The organism is Thermosynechococcus sp. NK55a, from assembly GCF_000505665.1.
Lineage (GTDB): Bacteria > Cyanobacteriota > Cyanobacteriia > Thermosynechococcales > Thermosynechococcaceae > Thermosynechococcus.
On record NC_023033.1, the window covers coordinates 2,133,072 to 2,150,209 of the forward strand.

At 51.1% G+C, this 17,138-nt stretch carries 15 protein-coding genes; 6 read left to right on the plus strand and 9 right to left on the minus strand.

Features of this window, described 5'->3' with window-relative positions:
- Positions 1-10: 10 nt before the first annotated feature.
- Entirely contained in the window at positions 11-856 is an 846-nt protein-coding gene (locus tag NK55_RS10365; protein ID WP_024125657.1) for a hypothetical protein, read from the minus strand.
- A gap of 143 nt (positions 857-999) precedes the next feature.
- Here NK55_RS10365 and NK55_RS10370 point away from each other — a divergent pair, with 143 nt between their 5' ends.
- The 4 genes from NK55_RS10370 to NK55_RS10385 all read left to right on the plus strand — a co-directional run bounded on the left by NK55_RS10370 (position 1,000) and on the right by NK55_RS10385 (position 5,555).
- Positions 1,000-1,821, plus strand: a complete 822-nt coding sequence (locus tag NK55_RS10370; protein WP_024125658.1) for an undecaprenyl-diphosphate phosphatase — start codon at positions 1,000-1,002, stop codon at positions 1,819-1,821.
- A 204-nt stretch (positions 1,822-2,025) separates the two neighbouring features.
- Positions 2,026-2,811, plus strand: coding sequence for an RNA polymerase sigma factor SigF (locus tag NK55_RS10375; protein ID WP_041429251.1), 786 nt, complete (start codon positions 2,026-2,028; stop codon positions 2,809-2,811).
- A 19-nt stretch (positions 2,812-2,830) separates the two neighbouring features.
- Positions 2,831-3,859 carry a circadian clock protein LdpA gene (ldpA, locus tag NK55_RS10380; protein WP_024125660.1) on the plus strand — a complete coding sequence of 343 codons (1,029 nt, stop codon included), beginning with the start codon at positions 2,831-2,833 and terminating at the stop codon, positions 3,857-3,859.
- Positions 3,852-5,555, plus strand: a complete 1,704-nt coding sequence (locus tag NK55_RS10385; protein ID WP_024125661.1) for a R3H domain-containing nucleic acid-binding protein — start codon at positions 3,852-3,854, stop codon at positions 5,553-5,555. The genes ldpA and NK55_RS10385 overlap by 8 nt, the downstream gene beginning before the upstream one ends.
- Here the strand turns inward: NK55_RS10385 and cheB are convergent, their stop codons facing one another.
- The 8 genes from cheB to NK55_RS12535 all read right to left on the minus strand — a co-directional run bounded on the left by cheB (position 5,556) and on the right by NK55_RS12535 (position 14,988).
- A complete protein-coding gene (gene cheB, locus NK55_RS10390; RefSeq protein ID WP_024125662.1) occupies positions 5,556-6,590 on the minus strand; it encodes a chemotaxis-specific protein-glutamate methyltransferase CheB in 1,035 nt (344 codons plus the stop codon).
- A 493-nt stretch (positions 6,591-7,083) separates the two neighbouring features.
- The gene (locus NK55_RS10395; protein WP_024125663.1) at positions 7,084-7,506 is read right to left on the minus strand and encodes a response regulator; all 423 of its coding nucleotides are present in this window, start codon (positions 7,504-7,506) and stop codon (positions 7,084-7,086) included.
- Positions 7,493-9,766: a response regulator gene (locus tag NK55_RS10400; RefSeq protein WP_024125664.1), complete on the minus strand. Its 2,274-nt coding sequence runs from the start codon at positions 9,764-9,766 to the stop codon at positions 7,493-7,495. Before NK55_RS10400 ends, NK55_RS10395 begins: the two co-directional genes overlap by 14 nt.
- A 15-nt stretch (positions 9,767-9,781) precedes the next feature.
- On the minus strand, positions 9,782-11,131 hold the full coding sequence (locus NK55_RS10405; protein WP_024125665.1) for a methyl-accepting chemotaxis protein: 1,350 nt from the start codon (positions 11,129-11,131) through the stop codon (positions 9,782-9,784).
- A 59-nt stretch (positions 11,132-11,190) separates the two neighbouring features.
- Positions 11,191-12,243, minus strand: coding sequence for a chemotaxis protein CheW (locus NK55_RS10410; RefSeq protein ID WP_162147188.1), 1,053 nt, complete (start codon positions 12,241-12,243; stop codon positions 11,191-11,193).
- Complete coding sequence (locus NK55_RS12795) at positions 12,227-12,988, minus strand: response regulator (protein ID WP_071823309.1); 762 nt, start codon at positions 12,986-12,988, stop codon at positions 12,227-12,229. Before NK55_RS12795 ends, NK55_RS10410 begins: the two co-directional genes overlap by 17 nt.
- Entirely contained in the window at positions 12,985-13,362 is a 378-nt protein-coding gene (locus tag NK55_RS10420) for a hypothetical protein (RefSeq protein ID WP_041429254.1), read from the minus strand. The genes NK55_RS12795 and NK55_RS10420 overlap by 4 nt, the downstream gene beginning before the upstream one ends.
- A gap of 243 nt (positions 13,363-13,605) precedes the next feature.
- The gene (locus NK55_RS12535; protein WP_024125667.1) at positions 13,606-14,988 is read right to left on the minus strand and encodes a CheR family methyltransferase; all 1,383 of its coding nucleotides are present in this window, start codon (positions 14,986-14,988) and stop codon (positions 13,606-13,608) included.
- A 159-nt stretch (positions 14,989-15,147) separates the two neighbouring features.
- Here NK55_RS12535 and hemE point away from each other — a divergent pair, with 159 nt between their 5' ends.
- Both hemE and NK55_RS10435 read left to right on the plus strand, forming a co-directional pair.
- On the plus strand, positions 15,148-16,179 hold the full coding sequence (gene hemE, locus NK55_RS10430; RefSeq protein WP_041429255.1) for a uroporphyrinogen decarboxylase: 1,032 nt from the start codon (positions 15,148-15,150) through the stop codon (positions 16,177-16,179).
- Complete coding sequence (locus NK55_RS10435) at positions 16,179-17,126, plus strand: NAD(P)-dependent oxidoreductase (RefSeq protein WP_024125669.1); 948 nt, start codon at positions 16,179-16,181, stop codon at positions 17,124-17,126. The genes hemE and NK55_RS10435 overlap by 1 nt, the downstream gene beginning before the upstream one ends.
- Positions 17,127-17,138: the final 12 nt, after the last annotated feature.

Sequence of the window (17,138 nt, forward strand, 5' to 3'; positions counted from 1 at the left end):
GCCTCCTTACCTAAGGTTCACCATCCATGACCTCGGGAACACGCGCGGTCGCATCTGCGGCGTCATTGGCTTTCCACGTTTGCCACCATGCGCGACTGGCCTTGAGAACCAAATATTGCCGCTGTTTTTGTGGAGTTGTTTTGCAGGGTGGCCAGACGCGCTTCCAGTTGGCGAATTTGACTGCGCTGATTGGCGAGGGGGGGTGCTGAAACTCCAATTCCTCAAGTTGCAGATAAATAGCTGCGATGGGGTGATGGCTCGAGGATTCCCTGGAGGACTCACTTGTGTCTTGCTTCTCTTCGCCTTCCTCTTGCGGCTTCTGCTCATCCAGCATCATGGTCAACAGATGGGGAATCCGCCCTAGGGGACGATTTTCCGCCTGACTGGCAATCTCTAAAATCACCGCGATTGGGGCAGGCGGTAAGATAGCTGCCCGTTGCAGCAGATGGTTAATCTTGAGCGAACTTTGATAAAGGACTTGGCTCAATTGCTGCGGTAGGGAGGTAGGGTCCTGTGAGCTTGTTGAGTCTTCCTCCCCATTCGTCGCCTCTTGGGCTGGAGTTTGGTCTGCTTGGCCGCGGGGTTGTAGGCCTAAGATAGTACTCTCCAAGGCGATCGCCAGTTCAGCAATCTGACGCTGAAGTTCCTGCCGCTCGGCATCCTCAAGGCTCAAAAATTGCTCTGGAAAGACTTGGGTGCACACCTGATAACTCACGGTGATCAACTGCTGACGGGCAATGGGGGCGAGCATCTCCAAATAAACATCATAAAGCTGACGCATTTCCGCCAACGCGGTCAATAGCATCCCCTGCAACCCTAAAATTTCCCGCTCAACGGCTTCTAAGTTACCGGACATACAGGCCTAAACTGGCATAACGGCAAAACAGTGCTGCTGCGTTTAAGAAGACTGTTTCTACAATCTATTACAAAATCTTGGTGAGCATAGACTATTTGCCGACTCATGGCAAGATAGTGGGGTTGCAAAGGTAAGGCAGAAACGTGGATATTATTCTTTGTCTACAAGCAGTCATCCTCGGCTTGGTGCAAGGCATTACAGAGTTTTTACCCATTAGCAGTACCGCTCACCTGATTCTCTTTAGTGATCTGTTGGGGTGGAAGAGTGTCTGGCACAAAACGGCCCTAGATGCGATGCAGTTTGGAAGTGTGATCGCAGTTTTTGGGTATTTTTGGCAGGATATTCGTCAAATTGTCCAAGGGGCTTGGCAGGCATGGCAGCGGCGGGATTGGCAGCGAGAGGAATGGAAGTTATTGGTTGGTATTGCGGTAGGCACCATCCCTGCATTAGCGGCAGGACTGCTTCTGAAATTGGCCAAAGTGGAGTTGGATCAGCCTCAGGTCATTGCCACGATGGCGATCGCCATGGCGATTCTCCTGGGCCTAGCGGAAAAGTGGGGTTCCCGTAAACGCACGTATCAGGACATTGGCATTTTGGATGGCTTTTTAGTGGGGTGCGGCCAGATGATTGCCCTGTTACCGGGGGCTTCACGCTCAGGCTCCACGTTGACTGCGGCTTTAGCTTTGGGACTAGAGCGGCAGACGGCGGCGCGCTTTTCCTTTCTGTTGGGCATTCCCACTCTGACGATCGCCACACTGGTGCAAGCCAAAGATGTTTTTGATCAAGGCACCCTCTTCATTCCCCTTGTGATTGCCATGCTATCGAGTATGGTGTTTTCCTATCTGGCGATCGCTTGGCTGCTACGGTTCCTGCAACGCCATTCCACTTGGATCTTTATCTGGTATCGGATTGGCTTGGGAGCTGCGTTGTGGGGTGCGATCGCCCTCGGTAGTCTGCAAACCTAAAGAACAACATTTAGCAAAATTTAACCTTATCTGTGGTTGAGATCACAGGGAAATGAGGGATATCTGAGCATAGTAGGTATGGGATAGTGAAATCAAGGAAGCTGTACAGAGGCGCGATTGCTATCCAACCCCATCAAGCCAGTAAGGCACACCTGGATCTGCTTATTTTTTTGGCCACAGTAGGAAACCCCAAGCGTGTGTTCTATGTTCAGCACGACAGGCAACACCGACCTAAAGCATTCCACCCTTTCGCTGTTGCAGGCATACCAAGATAACCCTGCACCGGAATTGCGGAATCGCCTTGTTGAGTTGAACATAGGATTGGTACGCAAGGAAGTCCATCGCTGGGTACAGTGCACCCAAGAAAGCTTTGACGATCTCATGCAAGTGGGCACCCTTGGTCTCATTCACGCCATTGAACGCTTTGACCCAACTAAGGGGGTGGCCTTTAGTTCCTTCGCGATTCCCTATATTCGCGGTGAAATTCAACACTACCTGCGGGACAAAAGTCCCCAAATTCGCGTGCCCCGACGTTGGCAAACATTGCAAAGCCAAGGAAAGCGAGTCATTCGGGAATTACGCCAACAACTGGAGCGCCCCCCCACCGATAGCGAAATTGCCCAGGCCCTCAATGTCCCCCTTGAGGAATGGCAGGAGGCAAAATTTGCCAGCTACTACACCACCCCTGTTAGCCTCGATGCCCCTACCTTTGAGGGTGAGGAAGAGGCCGTTGCCCTCGGTGACGTCGTGCCCGATCAACGGTACCAAAGTTTTCAGCTGGCCGAGGAAGATCGGATTCGTCTGCAGCAGTGTCTGCGTAAACTGGAAGCCCGCACCTGTCAAATTCTGGAATTTGTCTTTTTGCATGATTTGAGTCAAAAAGAAACCGCTGAACTTTTGGGCCTCAGTGCGGTCACAGTCTCTCGGCAGATTAAAAAAGGCCTCCAAGCCCTACAACAGATGATGCGTCACGATGACGCTGAATCTTGAAAATGCATAAAATATACTCATGGTTGATTTTGCTGCCCCCCTAGCGGCTTTAGCGGCACATCGTTGGTTCAAACTCATCAACGGTGCCAGTTTCCAAGATGTTGCCCAAATTTATAACCTGACGTTGGCCTATGCACTTGCAGGGGCTGATTGTATCGATGTGGCCGCCGACCCTGCCGTGATTTACGCAGCCAATGAGGCCTTGGCCGTTGCCGCCAGCCTTGGTGCAACCCGCCCCCTACTGATGGTGAGTATTAACGATGGGACTGACCCCCATTTTCGGAAGGCCACATTTGATCCAAGTCGCTGCCCGCCAGGGTGCGATCGCCCCTGTGAACGCATTTGTCCTGCTGAGGCGATTCGTTTTAATGAACAGGTGCAAGGGGTGGTGCGCGATCGCTGCTATGGGTGTGGTCGCTGTTTACCCCTGTGCCCGCTGGGCCTGATTACCACCGATGAGCAACCCGCAGTCTTTGAGGACATCACGTCCCTGATTAGGGCTGGCACGATCCAAGCCCTCGAAATCCACACCCAACCCCAACGTTACAGTGCCTTTAGCGAGCTTTGGCAGCAAGTGCGCCCGTGGGTACGGTATGTGCAGGTACTGGCCATCAGTTGTCCCCAAGGGGAGGGGATAATTGACTATTTGCATTGGATCAATAGGCAGATTCAACCTTTGGAGTGTGCTCTCATTTGGCAGGCCGATGGCCGCCCTATGAGTGGCGATATTGGCGATGGCACAACGCGAGCCACCATTCAATTGGGTCAGGCGATTTTAGGGGCAAATTTACCCGGATTTGTACAGTTGGCGGGCGGCACAAATGGCCATACGGTTGCTAAACTCAGGGCAATGGGACTATTAGCTCCAGGGGGAATTGCTGGTGTTGCCTATGGTAGTTATGCCCGCAAACGCCTTGCCCCTTTCCACGCGATCGCCGACCAACCCTGGCAAACTGTTCCTGACGTCCTTGCAGCGGCTGTCGCTGAAGCAGCTACCCTTGTTTCTCCGTTGAAATCTGTCCCGTCACTCTCTGTGCCCTATGGTTGAATTGACTGCTGGACAACGCCAAGTCACTGACGATCTCGATCAATTATTAGCCATCCTACCGCCGCCCCTTGGACAGTCCCTCACCGATCATCCGCAGCGGGAAGAACTCCTAGAAATTGTTCTAGATTTGGGGCGACTGCCGGAAGCGCGGTTTATCCACAGCACCCAATATCTTGCCGCGACGCCCGTCAGCCGTGAGATGTTGCAATATGCCGTGGATCGGGTGGGCGAGTTTAGTGGTGACAATCGCGCTGGGATTGAGCGTACGCTGCACCGTATTAGTGCCCTGCGCAATCGCCAAGGAACGATTATTGGCTTGACCTGCCGGGTGGGGCGAGCCGTCTTTGGCACGATTGGCATGATTCGCGACTTGGTTGAAAGTGGCCAGTCCATTTTGCTCCTGGGGCGGCCGGGGGTCGGTAAAACCACCGCTCTACGGGAAATTGCCCGCGTTTTGGCGGATGAGTTGCACAAGCGGGTGGTGATTATTGACACCTCCAATGAAATTGCTGGCGACGGTGATATTCCCCATCCGGCCATTGGCAAGGCACGGCGGATGCAGGTGGCACGCCCAGAACTTCAGCATCAGGTGATGATTGAGGCGGTGGAAAACCACATGCCCCAAGTGATTGTTATTGATGAGATTGGCACAGAACTAGAGGCGCTAGCGGCACGCACAATTGCTGAGCGAGGCGTACAACTGATTGGTACGGCCCACGGCAACCAAATTGAGAACCTGATGAAAAACCCGACCCTCGCGGATTTAGTGGGGGGCATTCAATCGGTCACCCTTGGGGATGAGGAAGCGCGCCGCCGGGGCACCCAAAAGAGTGTTCTTGAACGCAAAGCTCCACCCACCTTTCAAATAGCTGTGGAAATGCTAGAGCGCGATCGCTGGGCCATTCATCTCGATGTGGCTGCCAGTGTGGATCTCCTGTTGCGGGGGCGCCAACCAGTTCCGGAAATTCGCAGCGTTGCTGCCGATGGCTCAGTGGTGATTAGTCGCCCTGAACCTGCCCCCCAGCGATCGGAGGTCAAATCTGCGCCTCAGCGTCCCTCCTGGCGGGACAGTGGCCAGATGCTACCGGTCACTGATGGCAGTAAAGAACCTCTGCGAGCGAATTTTGCCCGGTTGCTGGAAGCGACATTGGATGCCCCCACGGTCGGTCCGAATGGGGAAGAGCTCCCCCTCCACGTTTTTCCCTACGCCGTCAGCCGCCACCATTTAGAGCAAGCAATTCAGACCCTAAACCTGCCCATTGTGGTCACGAAGGACATTGATCAGGCGGATGTGATTTTGACGCTGCGCTCCCACCTCAAGGGGGAAAGCAAGCTGCGGCACTTGGCCCATATTCACCATCTACCCATCCATGCCATCAAAACCAACAGTATGGCGCAAATTGTCCGAGGGCTACGGCATTTGCTTGGCATTGAAGACCCCAGCCCAGCAGAGTCAGCGGATCTCTCCCTCTTTAGTCCAACGGGCAGTGATGATGAATTGGAAGCCCTTGAGGAGGCGCGCTTAGCCGTGGAAGAAATTGTTATTCCCAAGGGGCAAGTCGTGGAGCTACTCCCGCGATCGGCGAATATTCGACGGATGCAGCATGAGCTGGTTGAGCACTACCACTTGACTTCCTGTAGCTTTGGTGAGGAGCCAAACCGACGACTGCGGATTTATCCCAACTTCTTGCGCTAATTAGGGATTTACCAGCGCCTGTAAAAAGGCGCCTATGCGGTCAATGGGCAAAACATGCTGCACACTCCCAAGGGCAATAGCCTCCTTGGGCATACCAAAAATCACACTGGTGGCTTCATCTTGGGCAATGGTGATTCCGCCAACCTTGGCAATTGCTTGCATCCCCGCTGCGCCATCATCTCCCATTCCCGTGAGCAACACCCCAATAACAGCATCGCCATAGTAAGCTGCTAGGGAGCGAAACATTACATTGACAGAGGGACAATATCTTTCGTTGGCAGAAGCGGGTATCAGGCAAAACTTGCCTCGGCAATCAATTTCTAAACTCAAATGATCTGGTGCAAAATACACGGTTCCAGGTTGGGGCGTTTCACCGGCAGTTGCCACAGTAACCTGCAGTTTGGTTTCTTGGGATAGCCAACATATCAGACGGCTGAGAAAGCCAGGACTAATGTGCTGGGTACAGACAATGGGTAGAGGGAAGGTTGCAGGCAACGACTGCAAGACCTTGGCGATCGCTTGAGGGCCCCCTGTCGAAGCACCAATTCCAACAATAGCTAGGTTTAATGATGAGTGCCCCTTTGGCAGGGGTGGCGCTGCAACACTTGGAGAACTAAGGGTAGGACGTAGGGAGCGGGTAAACACTTTCACTCCTGCAAGTACTCGAATCTTATTCAGCAGTTGGGCGCGATCGTAATCGGCTAGCAGACCGCTACTCGGCTTGGGAAACACATCAATTGCACCTGCTTGCAGCAGCTCAAAGACCGTTTCTTCCTCGGCTGTAGCTACGGTGATCACTAAAATAGGACGCGGGTAACGCGCCATAAGTTGACGGGTTAGCTCTAACCCATCTATTTCTTTCATGTACAGATCCGTGCAGACAACATCCGGTTGGCAGGATGGAATTGCAATGAGGGCCTCTTTGCCGTTGGTGGCTACCCCAACAACCTGAATATCCGATGCAGATTGCAACAGTTGCTTAAGAGTACTCAGGGCAATTGGTGAGTCTTCAACTAAAAACACCCGAATAGTCATTGAAGTAGACTTTACACATTCTCATGGGGTCGCAATCTTGGGAGCTTTGCTGCGGGTGAGCATCTGAGTGTCTCCAGTCTCGGAAGAAATCCAGAACAGTTGGAGAACTGCTAACACTGATCATAAGAATTGGATGCGAAAACCACTATTGGATTATTGGATGGCCTCAATAAATTTAAAGCCCTGTCTTCCTGCCATTTCTAAATCCGCAAAAGTGACATCGGGTTGACTTCGCCCAATTTGAAGACAATAGGAGAGTTCTCGCTAGGAAGAACAGTGGCTCTAGCCATTCCACAGCACCCTACTTTTGAGCGAGTCACCCTCACCCCTCTGGCGGTAATCAAGAAACAGTGGGAAGGGAAGGCTATTGAGTGGCTCTTTTAGCCTGGTTTGAGTGTCTATTGTTAACTCCACTACTTTTGAGCAACTAAATCACACTCAATCCTAACACAGTTTAATAGCTAGCATGGCTATTCTTAAAACCCCTCTTGGATTAGCCTACTTTTTTGCTGGCGAGAACCCGAATCTTAGTAATTAAAGTACTCTTGAGGCGCTCATAATCTTCTGCTGAACCAGCAGTGGGCTTGGGAAAGAAATCAAGGGCACCCGCCTGCATCAGGTTATAGATATTATCCACATCCGTGGGTTGTACGGCGTTACTAATCACTAGTACGGGACGAGGAAATCGCTTCATGACTTCTCTGGTAAATTCTAGGCCGTCCATGCCCGGCATTTGCAGATCAGTACAGATGACATCGGGCTGGGTACGTTCAATAACTTCGAGTCCTGCAGCGCCATCCATAGCGGTTCCCACGACCTCTATTTGTTCCGAGGAGCTGATGAGTCGTTGCAAAATCTCGAGGGCAACTGCCGAGTCTTCAATCAAAACCACTTTAATTTTTTCAATTTTGCTCATGAATCAGTTCCTTAAGGGTATCGAGTAGTAGACTTTGGTCAAAATTACCTTTGGTCAGGTAAGCATTGGCACCCGCGGCAAGAGCACGCTGGCGATCGCTCGCTCCTGCTAAGGTTGTAACAAGGATAATCGGCAGGGTTTTATACTCAGGGAGTTGGCGAATTCGCCGGGTCATTTCAATACCGTTTTGCTGCGGCATTTCTACATCCGAGACCACCGCCTGAAAGTGACCTGTGCGCAATTGTTGAAAACCATCGGCACCATCAACGGCGGTGGCGACCTCATAGCCCGCCCGCTCTAAAATGCGCCGCAGTTGGGTACGAATAGGTAAGGAGTCTTCAACCAAGAGGATGCGAGGCTTGGTAACCGGCTGGAAAACCCGACTCGTCTGGGCATCAGCAAAGGTGTGCACCAAGGCAATGGGGCGCAATAGGTGACAAAGTTCACCGTTGTCAAGAAGGGTGACGCCCAAGAGGTGGGGGAGCTGTTGCAGCAGAGGATGGTGGGGTTTAAGCTGCACATTTTGAAAATCCACAATTTCGTCAACAATGAGGCCGCGATAGCGATTGCCCTGCTGCAAAATCACACAGGGATAGGGAGGACGTTGGGGTGGTGTCTGTTGTCCCAAGAGAGCCGCCAACCAAGCAATGGGCACAGGATGATTTTCCCACAGCAGGGTAGGTTCACTGACCTCTGACAAGAACTCCTCTTGTCGTACGAGTAAGCTGGTGACGATCGCGTCAATGGGTAAGCCATAGAAATACTTCTGCAACCGTACCACCAAGATGGTCATTGTCCCCCGATTGGCTTGCAGTGTTATTTGGAAACGGCAACCTTGTCCCGGTGTCGATTGAACTTCAAGGCTACCATTGAGTTCCTCCACATTGGTGCGCACCACATCTAGACCGACCCCGCGTCCCGAGAGAGTACTGACCTGCTGTCGGGTGGAAAAACCCGGAGTAAAAATTAGTGCCTCAATCTCAGCGGGGCTCATCGCTGCTAATTCTGCTTCTGTATAAAGTCCCCGTTTTAGCGCTGCTTCCCGGATAGCCGATCGATCAAGGCCACGACCATCATCAATGACTTCAATGACCACTTCATTGCCCTGGCTACGGCCACGAATCCTTAGGGTTCCTTCGGCAGGTTTCCCCCGTTGCTGCCGTTCAGCGGGAGACTCAATTCCGTGATCAAGGGCATTGCGCACCAAGTGGGTCAAGGGGTCTTTCATCCCCTCAAGAATCCGCCGATCTACTGTGATTTCGGCACCCTCAATAATTAACCGCACCTGCTTGTTTTGTTCCTTGGCAATATCCCGCACGGCGCGGGGGAGTAGATTAAAAATTGTGCTCAAGGGTAAAAATTGGAGGTTTTGAATCTCATGTTTGAGGCCACCCACCACAGCAGTGAGGTGAGCATCATCAACGTTAGCACGAGCTTGCAATTGTTGCAGGCATTTGCCTAGGGTATCTAGTTGTTGCCGCAAGTGATCGTAGCGCTGCCGCAAAGCAAAGAGTTCCGGATAGGGCTGCAGCAGGCGTTGACTGTCAAGGGCATGTGCCTGAACTTGCTCCCAGTAACTGAGGGCTTCAGCAATGAGTTCCCGTTGGCGAGCAATCCGCTGCTGGGTGAGACTCAAGTCACCAATAGTCGTCATTAGGGCATCTAGCTTGTGACTTGCTACCCGCACGCTTTCAATCTGATAGCGATCGTCAGCGGTAGCAGGAGTTTTGGGGTCAACAGCTTCTTCCTCTAGAGTGGAAGGAAGTGGAACCTCTTGGAACGTTTCATAGGCGGCCAGCAGTGCATCGAGATCGTCGTCACTTCTTGAGGGGCTTAGTGAGGAAGCACTGGGCTCTGGGGTTCCTAGGGTAGTGTCACTATGTAAAACTTGCATCAGGTCAGCCGCAATATGAAAAGTACTGACATTGGCTGGCTCTCCAGTGACTGCTTCATGGGCAATTTTTTTGACTGCATCCAGACCACGGTAGAGAACTTCAAACAGATGCGGGCTAGGTTCCAAATTGCCCTGCCGCCAGTGGCTAAAAATCTCCTCTAGATGGTGAACCAGGGTTTCGGCCTCAGTGACCCCTAGCATTCGCGAGTCGCCCTTGAGGGAGTGGGCTTCCCGCATGAGAGTTTCAAGGAGAGAGCGATCGTGGGGATTGGTTTCAAGGGCAAGAATTGCAGACTCAATAGCTTGCAGATGGTCGGCACTGGCGATTTGATAGAGCGATCGCAACTCACTATCTTCAATGTACATGGATGTACACAACCCCTAGACTGAGTTTTGCAAAGTTTGTGCAGCTTCCAATAGCTGGTGGGTTGCTGTCTTAATTTGGGACATACTCGCAGAGGTTTCCTGCGCAGCTAGATTGATGGCATTCATCGCCGAAATTACCTGTTGCACTCCCACAGCCTGCTGTTTGGAACTGAGGGCAATTTGTTGGCTGTTTAAATGCACTGCCTCAACGGCACTGGTAATTGTCGTGAAGGTTTCCGAAGTGCTCTGTGCCAATTTAGCACACTCATTACTGGCCTTCATGCCTTCATCGGTGACCATGACTGTACTGTTCATGGCTGCTTGCACTTCACGAATCAGGTTGGTGATTTTCTCGGCTGATTTTTTGCTTTGATCCGCCAGTTTGCGAACTTCTTGAGCTACCACAGAAAACCCCTTGCCCTGTTCACCCGCTCGTGCTGCTTCCACTGCTGCATTCAAAGCAAGAATATTGGTCTGGTTGGCAAGGTCGCTAACCAGTTCAGAAATGGCAGTGACTTGAGTCATTTGCTCACTCAGTTGCATGATCTTCTCAGCGATCATCAGGACATTATCCCTAAGGGTATTAATCCCATTGACTGTTTGCTGAACCGTTTCTTTGCCATAGTTAGCCAGCTCCATTGCCTGCTTGGCGCCTGCTGCTGAGGCCTGAGCTTGCTCTGTCGATTGGCGAGAGGAAGCGCCCAATTCTTCCATGGTAGTGGTGGTCTGATTCACTGAAGCAGCCTGTTGGGCAAGCACCTTTTCCTGTTCGTCAACTGCCGCAGCAGTTTGACTGGAAGAGGTCGCAATTTGGGTGGATATCCGTGAAAGCAGAGCAAGGGTACCCTTGACAGTGAAAATAACAATAACAATGAACAGAATTTGCACAATAAAAAAGATAATCTCAGCAACTTGAACGAAATTACTTGATCTTTTAGCAGCCATTTCGGCGGCCTTAACAGTGTCATCGCTCAGCTTAAAGAAATCCTCACTGTCTTTAACCAAGCGATCAACATTCACTTTGGGCTGCTGGAGCTGCTCTTTGAGCTTTTGCCACTGCGATTGCAATTGCAGCATTAAGTTGCGGAATTCTGGATCTTTGGCAGGGGGAATTCCCATTTCCACATCACCATTGATCAAAGCATTAATTCGGCGATCATTGGAAGCAATAAGTTCATTGATATTACTGTCTCCAAGGCGCAGTTTCACAATTCGTTGGGTGCCACCACGTACGCGACCTGCCTCGTTAATAATAAGGAAATCGTCCTTAGCACGGTTAAAGGTAAAGACATAGGCGCCCAAGGCGGATAAGCTCAACAGGGCAATGCCGCCAATCAGGAAATAAAATCGATAGCGAATACGCATGATTAACCCTCATAAAAACTAGGAAGAGATCAAGTATGACTATAGGTCCATTTTACTTTCTAAGCCACCTTGGTTGGGACAATTAATTTGTTTACTAATTGATTGATATTGAGCAATTTGATAACTCGCCCCTCTTCAATGATAGAACCAACATAGCCGCTGTCATGAACTGCCAAAAAAGAGCTTAACTTAACCTCCTGGGAGAGATAGCTGATGATTCCCTGTACATCATTCACTAAAACCCCTAGCAACATAGAATTCACTTTGAGGACTACTGCTTTCTTGAGGGGGGCGGGTGATTGGGGTAGCCGCAGTAGCTCTCGCAGATCGAGTAGGGAAATAACTTCATTCTGAAGAGAGACATGGCCGGCAATGAAGCTTGGTGCTTTTGGGGCTGGAACAAGATGGTTAACTTCAATAAATTGCTGAATCTCCCCCAGTGGAATGGCAAACTGTTCTCCCTCCAGTGCAAAGACCACTGCCGTCAATGTTCCCCCTAGAGGCTCTTGGAATGCTACCTGGTGACATAGAGCCTGTTGCCGTTGCCGCAGGAGTGCTCGCTGAACCAAGGTTGCCGTTGGCCAATAGCGGTCGTAGAAGTCGTAGCTGGGATAGTGTTCTAGTTCTGCTGAAATTCCTTCGGATGTGAGTCTTGCCACCTCCACTGGTGCGCGAATGAGGGTGTCAACATTGATTAAAATCAACACCTCCTCAGCCACTTGAGCGAGGCCTGCTACAAACGCAGTATTGAGGAGACCAGGATGACCGTAGTCAGGCTCTTGGCGCAGTTCAACAGTGCTCCCTAAAATTACATCTTCCACTTGATGAACAACCACCCCCACGCGTAACCCCGTTGCTCTCAGCACAATTACAACGTCAGTCTCTCGACACTGAGGTGGCGTGATCCCTAGGCGACAGCTTAGATGCATGATGGGAATGAGATCCCCCCGCAGGTTGAGGACTCCAAGAATATCGTTAGGTGCCTCTGGGATAACCGTAAGTTCTGGGAGACTAAAAATTTCCTCAACTGTGGATAAGGGGAGCAGGCACTTTAACCCAGCAGTTGTTAGTTGCAAATAGTCCATGGCATGGTAGTTAAATAAGTTTCTCAATTGTACTGAGGAGCAATTCGCGGTCTACAGGCTTCGTGAGATAGGCATTGGTACCAGCCATGTGCCCCCTGGCGCGGTCAATGAGGCCATCCTTAGCTGTCAGCATGATAACTGGAATGTGCTTAAACTTCTCAATTTTGCGAATTGTGCGGCAAAAATCAAAGCCATCCATTTCTGGCATGGTCACATCTAAGATAATCAGGGAAACATCGTGATCATCTAATAAAGAGAGGGCATCTAGCGCATTTGTAGCACTGATGACTTCATAGCGATCGCTAAGGGCACGGCGAATCATGGCCTGTACAATCGGACTGTCGTCCACCGTTAAAACAACAGGCGACTTGACACAAGTGGCCGCTGTGGTCACAAATCCTAGCAGACCATCCTTAACCCAGTGCATATAGAGGGATGCTAAAGCTAAAGAGTCTTTGTAAGTTCCCTCAGCAATGTCAGCAATAGTTCTGTCACCCGTGACCCAAGTCTTGAGATGATGCAGGGTAGCTTCGTGGTGGATTGCATCTAAGGCCCCTGCATGCACGCAAGGGATGGCTTCTAGGGAAGGAATGGTCGGATAAAACTGTTGCCAAAGATATTTGCGACTCTCAATCTGCTGTAAAATGACTTCTGGGTCAATTCCATGACCATCATCGCCGTAGCATAGATCACAACTGGCGTCCGTTTGCAACTGGACAGAGCAACTGTAGGGAGCCAAGCGTTCTAAAAGCACCGTTGAGCGTTGAATCATTTTTTTTCAATACTCTCCCAACTCAGTGCTTGTATCCTGATGACTGCTTCTAAATGAGAGCGATGGGAGGCATTTTTTGTGCGACTACGGGCATACTCAATCAGGGTGTCCATAAAGGCCACCTTGAGCATTTTCCCTAACAGGTGTAGGAGGTCGGCAGGGCTAGGAAGATGAGCCTCTACAAAGGTCAATCCGCCCTGGTAGCAGCCAAGATAATACACTAATTGACGTTGTATTTCTGGGATCGTTGCTGCTACCTTCAAAATACCAGTAAATTCCTGGAATTTAATTGTTTCTAGCAGCTTTGGTAAGGGTAGGACAGCCTCTAAAGACTCACTAGGCCGGTAGACAGTCATATTTTCAAAAGCCTGCATGGCCCCTCCTTGTGAACACAATGGATACTTGTCAGAAGTAAAAATTTAGTCCCCCACCCTGCTGCTCAGAATAGCTGATTAGCAGATTGATTTGGCTAGGTCAATCTTAAGGCAAGTATTCATGAGGTGAGTGTATTGAAAGTTACATTCATCATTACTTTGTACTTCTTGTCTTTACTGAGTTTTTCTGACTTCCGCTCTTGAGATTAAAACTAGGTTAATGCGAGGAATTTCACCACACTCCTAGGCTCGTGGGATAGATATGGCGGTAATCTGTCTCAGGTAATGACGCAGCAGTGCTACCGTAACCCCTTGGCGAAAAGGAACGATCTGATCCTCTGGCTGCTTCTGAAGCAGCGTTTCCACTGTTGCTAGGAGAGGGGCAACAGGATCAAGCTCTTGCTCACTAAGGTGGAGTTCAATGAGTTCAACATAGGCCTCTACTGTATTTGGACTCAGGAAGAGAATCCGCCGTAGATACTCTTTGGCGGCTGTTTTATCCTGTTGCTCCTGGGCAATATGAGCAAGGAGAAAGAGCGCAGGAATGTTTTGGGGGTTGAGGGAGAGGAGTTGTTGCCCAAGGGCGATCGCCTTGGTGTAACGGCCTTGATCGGCGTGGATTTGCGCCATCAATAACAGACACTCTTCATTGTTGGGCTGAGACTGCTGCCACTGTTGTGCCAAAATCAGAGCATGGTTGTAGTTGCGTTCCCTGAGGGCAATCCTTGTTTGCTCCTCAAGGGATAGGACGGGAATAGGGGGTGGCATGGATGGAGTGTTAGGGTGACTCAGTGGATGGCGACTTAATTGATAAACGACTGACTCTGGAAAACTCAGGACTTGCAGCGGGCCGAGGTCCTGTCCTTGCAGTTCTGTGTGTCCGGTGAGCAAATAGCCATCAGCGCGCAATAGTGAGACAAAAGCCCCCAGGATCTGCTGAATAGCAGCACTGTCCAAGTAGATAAGGACATTGCGGCAGACAATCAGATCCACGCTGCCAGGGGGTAGATCATACTCTGCAACATTCAGCAGGTTAAGGCAGCGGAAACGTACCCATTGACGTAGGGAAGGTATCACTTTCCACCCTCGACCAGTCTCCCGAAAGTACCGAGCTTGCAGGCTCGGATCTATTCCCCGAAAAGACCAATGACCATAGATGCCTGCCTGCGCTTTGGAGATTGCCGCTTGACTGAGGTCATATCCGACAATGCTTAATTGCCAGTCAGTGGGATTTGGCAGGAGTTCCTTAAGTAAAATAGCTAAGGAATAAACCTCCTCCCCTGTGGAACAGCCAGCACTGACAAGCCGCAATGTCCGATCCTGCTGATGACGGGCAATTAGATCGGGCAGTAAACGTTCCCGCAAGAGTTTGATCTGACCTTGATCTCGAAAAAAATAGCTCTCACCGGTGGTAATGAGATCTGCTAATTGTTTCCATTCCTGTTGACTATGGGTGAACTGGGGCTTGGCTAAGAGGGCGAGATACTCGCTGGGATGCTGATAATTGAGAGCACGACAGCGATTCAGGAGCTTACGGCTTAGGTAGGGTTTGTCTTGGGGGCGAATGCTGATGCCAGTTTGGCAACGAATCAGCTCTACAAACTGTTCAAGTAATTGATCGTTCATAGGATCAATTTAACAACAAGGAGGTAGCACTGGTGTGCGATCGCCCCCTAGGGTATGATTGTAAGGTTAAACTCTGACAATCGCCGGCAAGTCTTCATGGGCGTTGCTGAGCGATCCCGGCAGAGGGATTGAAAACCCTTGGATATTCTCAGTTTTAGGATGACCACCCCTTTACTTTTGCGTGCTGCCCGTGGTGAAAGCGTTGAGCGTCCTCCCATTTGGTTGATGCGGCAAGCTGGGCGCTACATGAAGGTCTATCGTGACCTGCGCGATCGCTATCCCTCGTTTCGCGAGCGATCGGAAATTCCGGAACTCGCCATTGAGATATCGCTCCAGCCTTTCCGCGCCTTTGCGCCTGATGGTGTGATTCTCTTTTCGGATATTCTCACGCCCTTACCCGGCATCGGCATTCCCTTTGACATTGTTGAAAGTAAAGGGCCAATGATTGACCCGCCCATCCGCACCCTAGAGCAGGTGCAACAACTCCATCCCTTGGAGCCGGAGGCGGCCTGTCCTTTTATTCGTCCAATTCTGGCCACACTGCGCCAAGAAGTTGGCGATCGCGCCGCAGTACTGGGGTTTGCCGGTGCCCCCTGGACCCTTGCGGCCTATGCCATTGAGGGCAAAAGCTCCAAGGACTACATCCAAATTAAAGCCATGGCCTACCACGAGCCAGACCTGCTCCACAAATTTCTGAACCATTTGGCCACGGCCATTGCTGACTACCTCTGCTATCAAATTGACTGCGGCGCCCAAGTGGTGCAACTTTTTGATTCCTGGGCAGGTCAACTCAGCCGTCAGGACTACAACACCTTTGCGTTTCCCTACCAAAAGCGGGTGATCCAGCAGGTCAAAGCGGTCTACCCCGATGTGCCCATCATCCTCTACATCAATGGCAGTGCCGCAATTGTGGATCGCATGGCAGCAACGGGAGTAGACATTGTCAGCCTCGACTGGACTGTTGATATTGGCACCATTCGTCAGCAGTTCCCCCCTCGTGTTGGTCTGCAGGGAAATTTAGACCCTGTGATCCTCTTTGCCCCGCAGCCAGTACTCAAAGAGCGGTCTTTGGCCATAATTGAGGCGGGTCGCAAGGGAAAATATATCTTTAACCTTGGCCACGGCGTTCTTCAAGGTACCCCTGAGGAAAATGTGGCCTTTCTCTTTGACTTGGTGAAGTCCCTCGCCTAATGCGAATTCTAATCACAGGTGCCACTGGCTGCATTGGTCAATACATTTCTGAGGCCCTGATCCAACAGACGGATCATGAATTGTTTTTGCTGGTGCGGGATTCTTCACGCCTACATATTGATCCTTGCCAGCGATCGGGGGTGAATCTGGTTCAGGCAGATCTGATGGATCTAACGCCATTGGAACCGCTGCTACCCACCTTTGATGTGGCCATCCTGACGGCAACCGCCTGGGGGGGGAGCAATGTCTTTGCCATTAACTACGAGCAAACCTGCCAGCTTCTCAGGCAACTGGATCCACAGCGCTGCCAGCGGGTATTTTATTTTTCAACAGCCAGTATTCTCAATCATCAGATGCAACCGCTGCCGGAGGCAGGTACCCTAGGCACTGACTATATTCGCTCAAAGTATGCCTGTCTTCATGCCATTGAGGAGTTGCCTGTGGCCGATCGCCTGATTGAACTTTTTCCAACGATGGTTTTTGGCGGTGGCCCCGATGGCAAGCGTCCTTCCTTTATCACCGCAGGCATGGGGGAAGTCCTCAAGTGGTTGTGGCTGGCTCGCTTTTTCCGCGCCGATGCCAGTTTTCACTTTATCCATGCCCGCGATATTGCCCAAGTGGTTCTTTACCTATTGCAGCATCCGGAGTATCCAGTACCCCGCCGCGTGGCTCTGGGTAACCCGCCAATGACCGTCAATGAGATGCTGGCGCAGTTGTGTGCCGCTGCCAAGCTCCGCATCTATGGCCAAATCCCCTTGACCTTGCCAGTGATCAACTTCCTTGTGCGGGTCTTTCGGGTGCAGATGTCCCCTTGGGATTATTTCTGCTTGAACTACCGCAACTTTACCTACGAAACGGTGCTCAATCCTCAAGCCTTGGGGCTAACTCCCTACTGTGGGACGGTAGCGGATTTGCTACGCTGTAGTTTGGGCACAACAGACCGCTAAACCTCCAGTTAG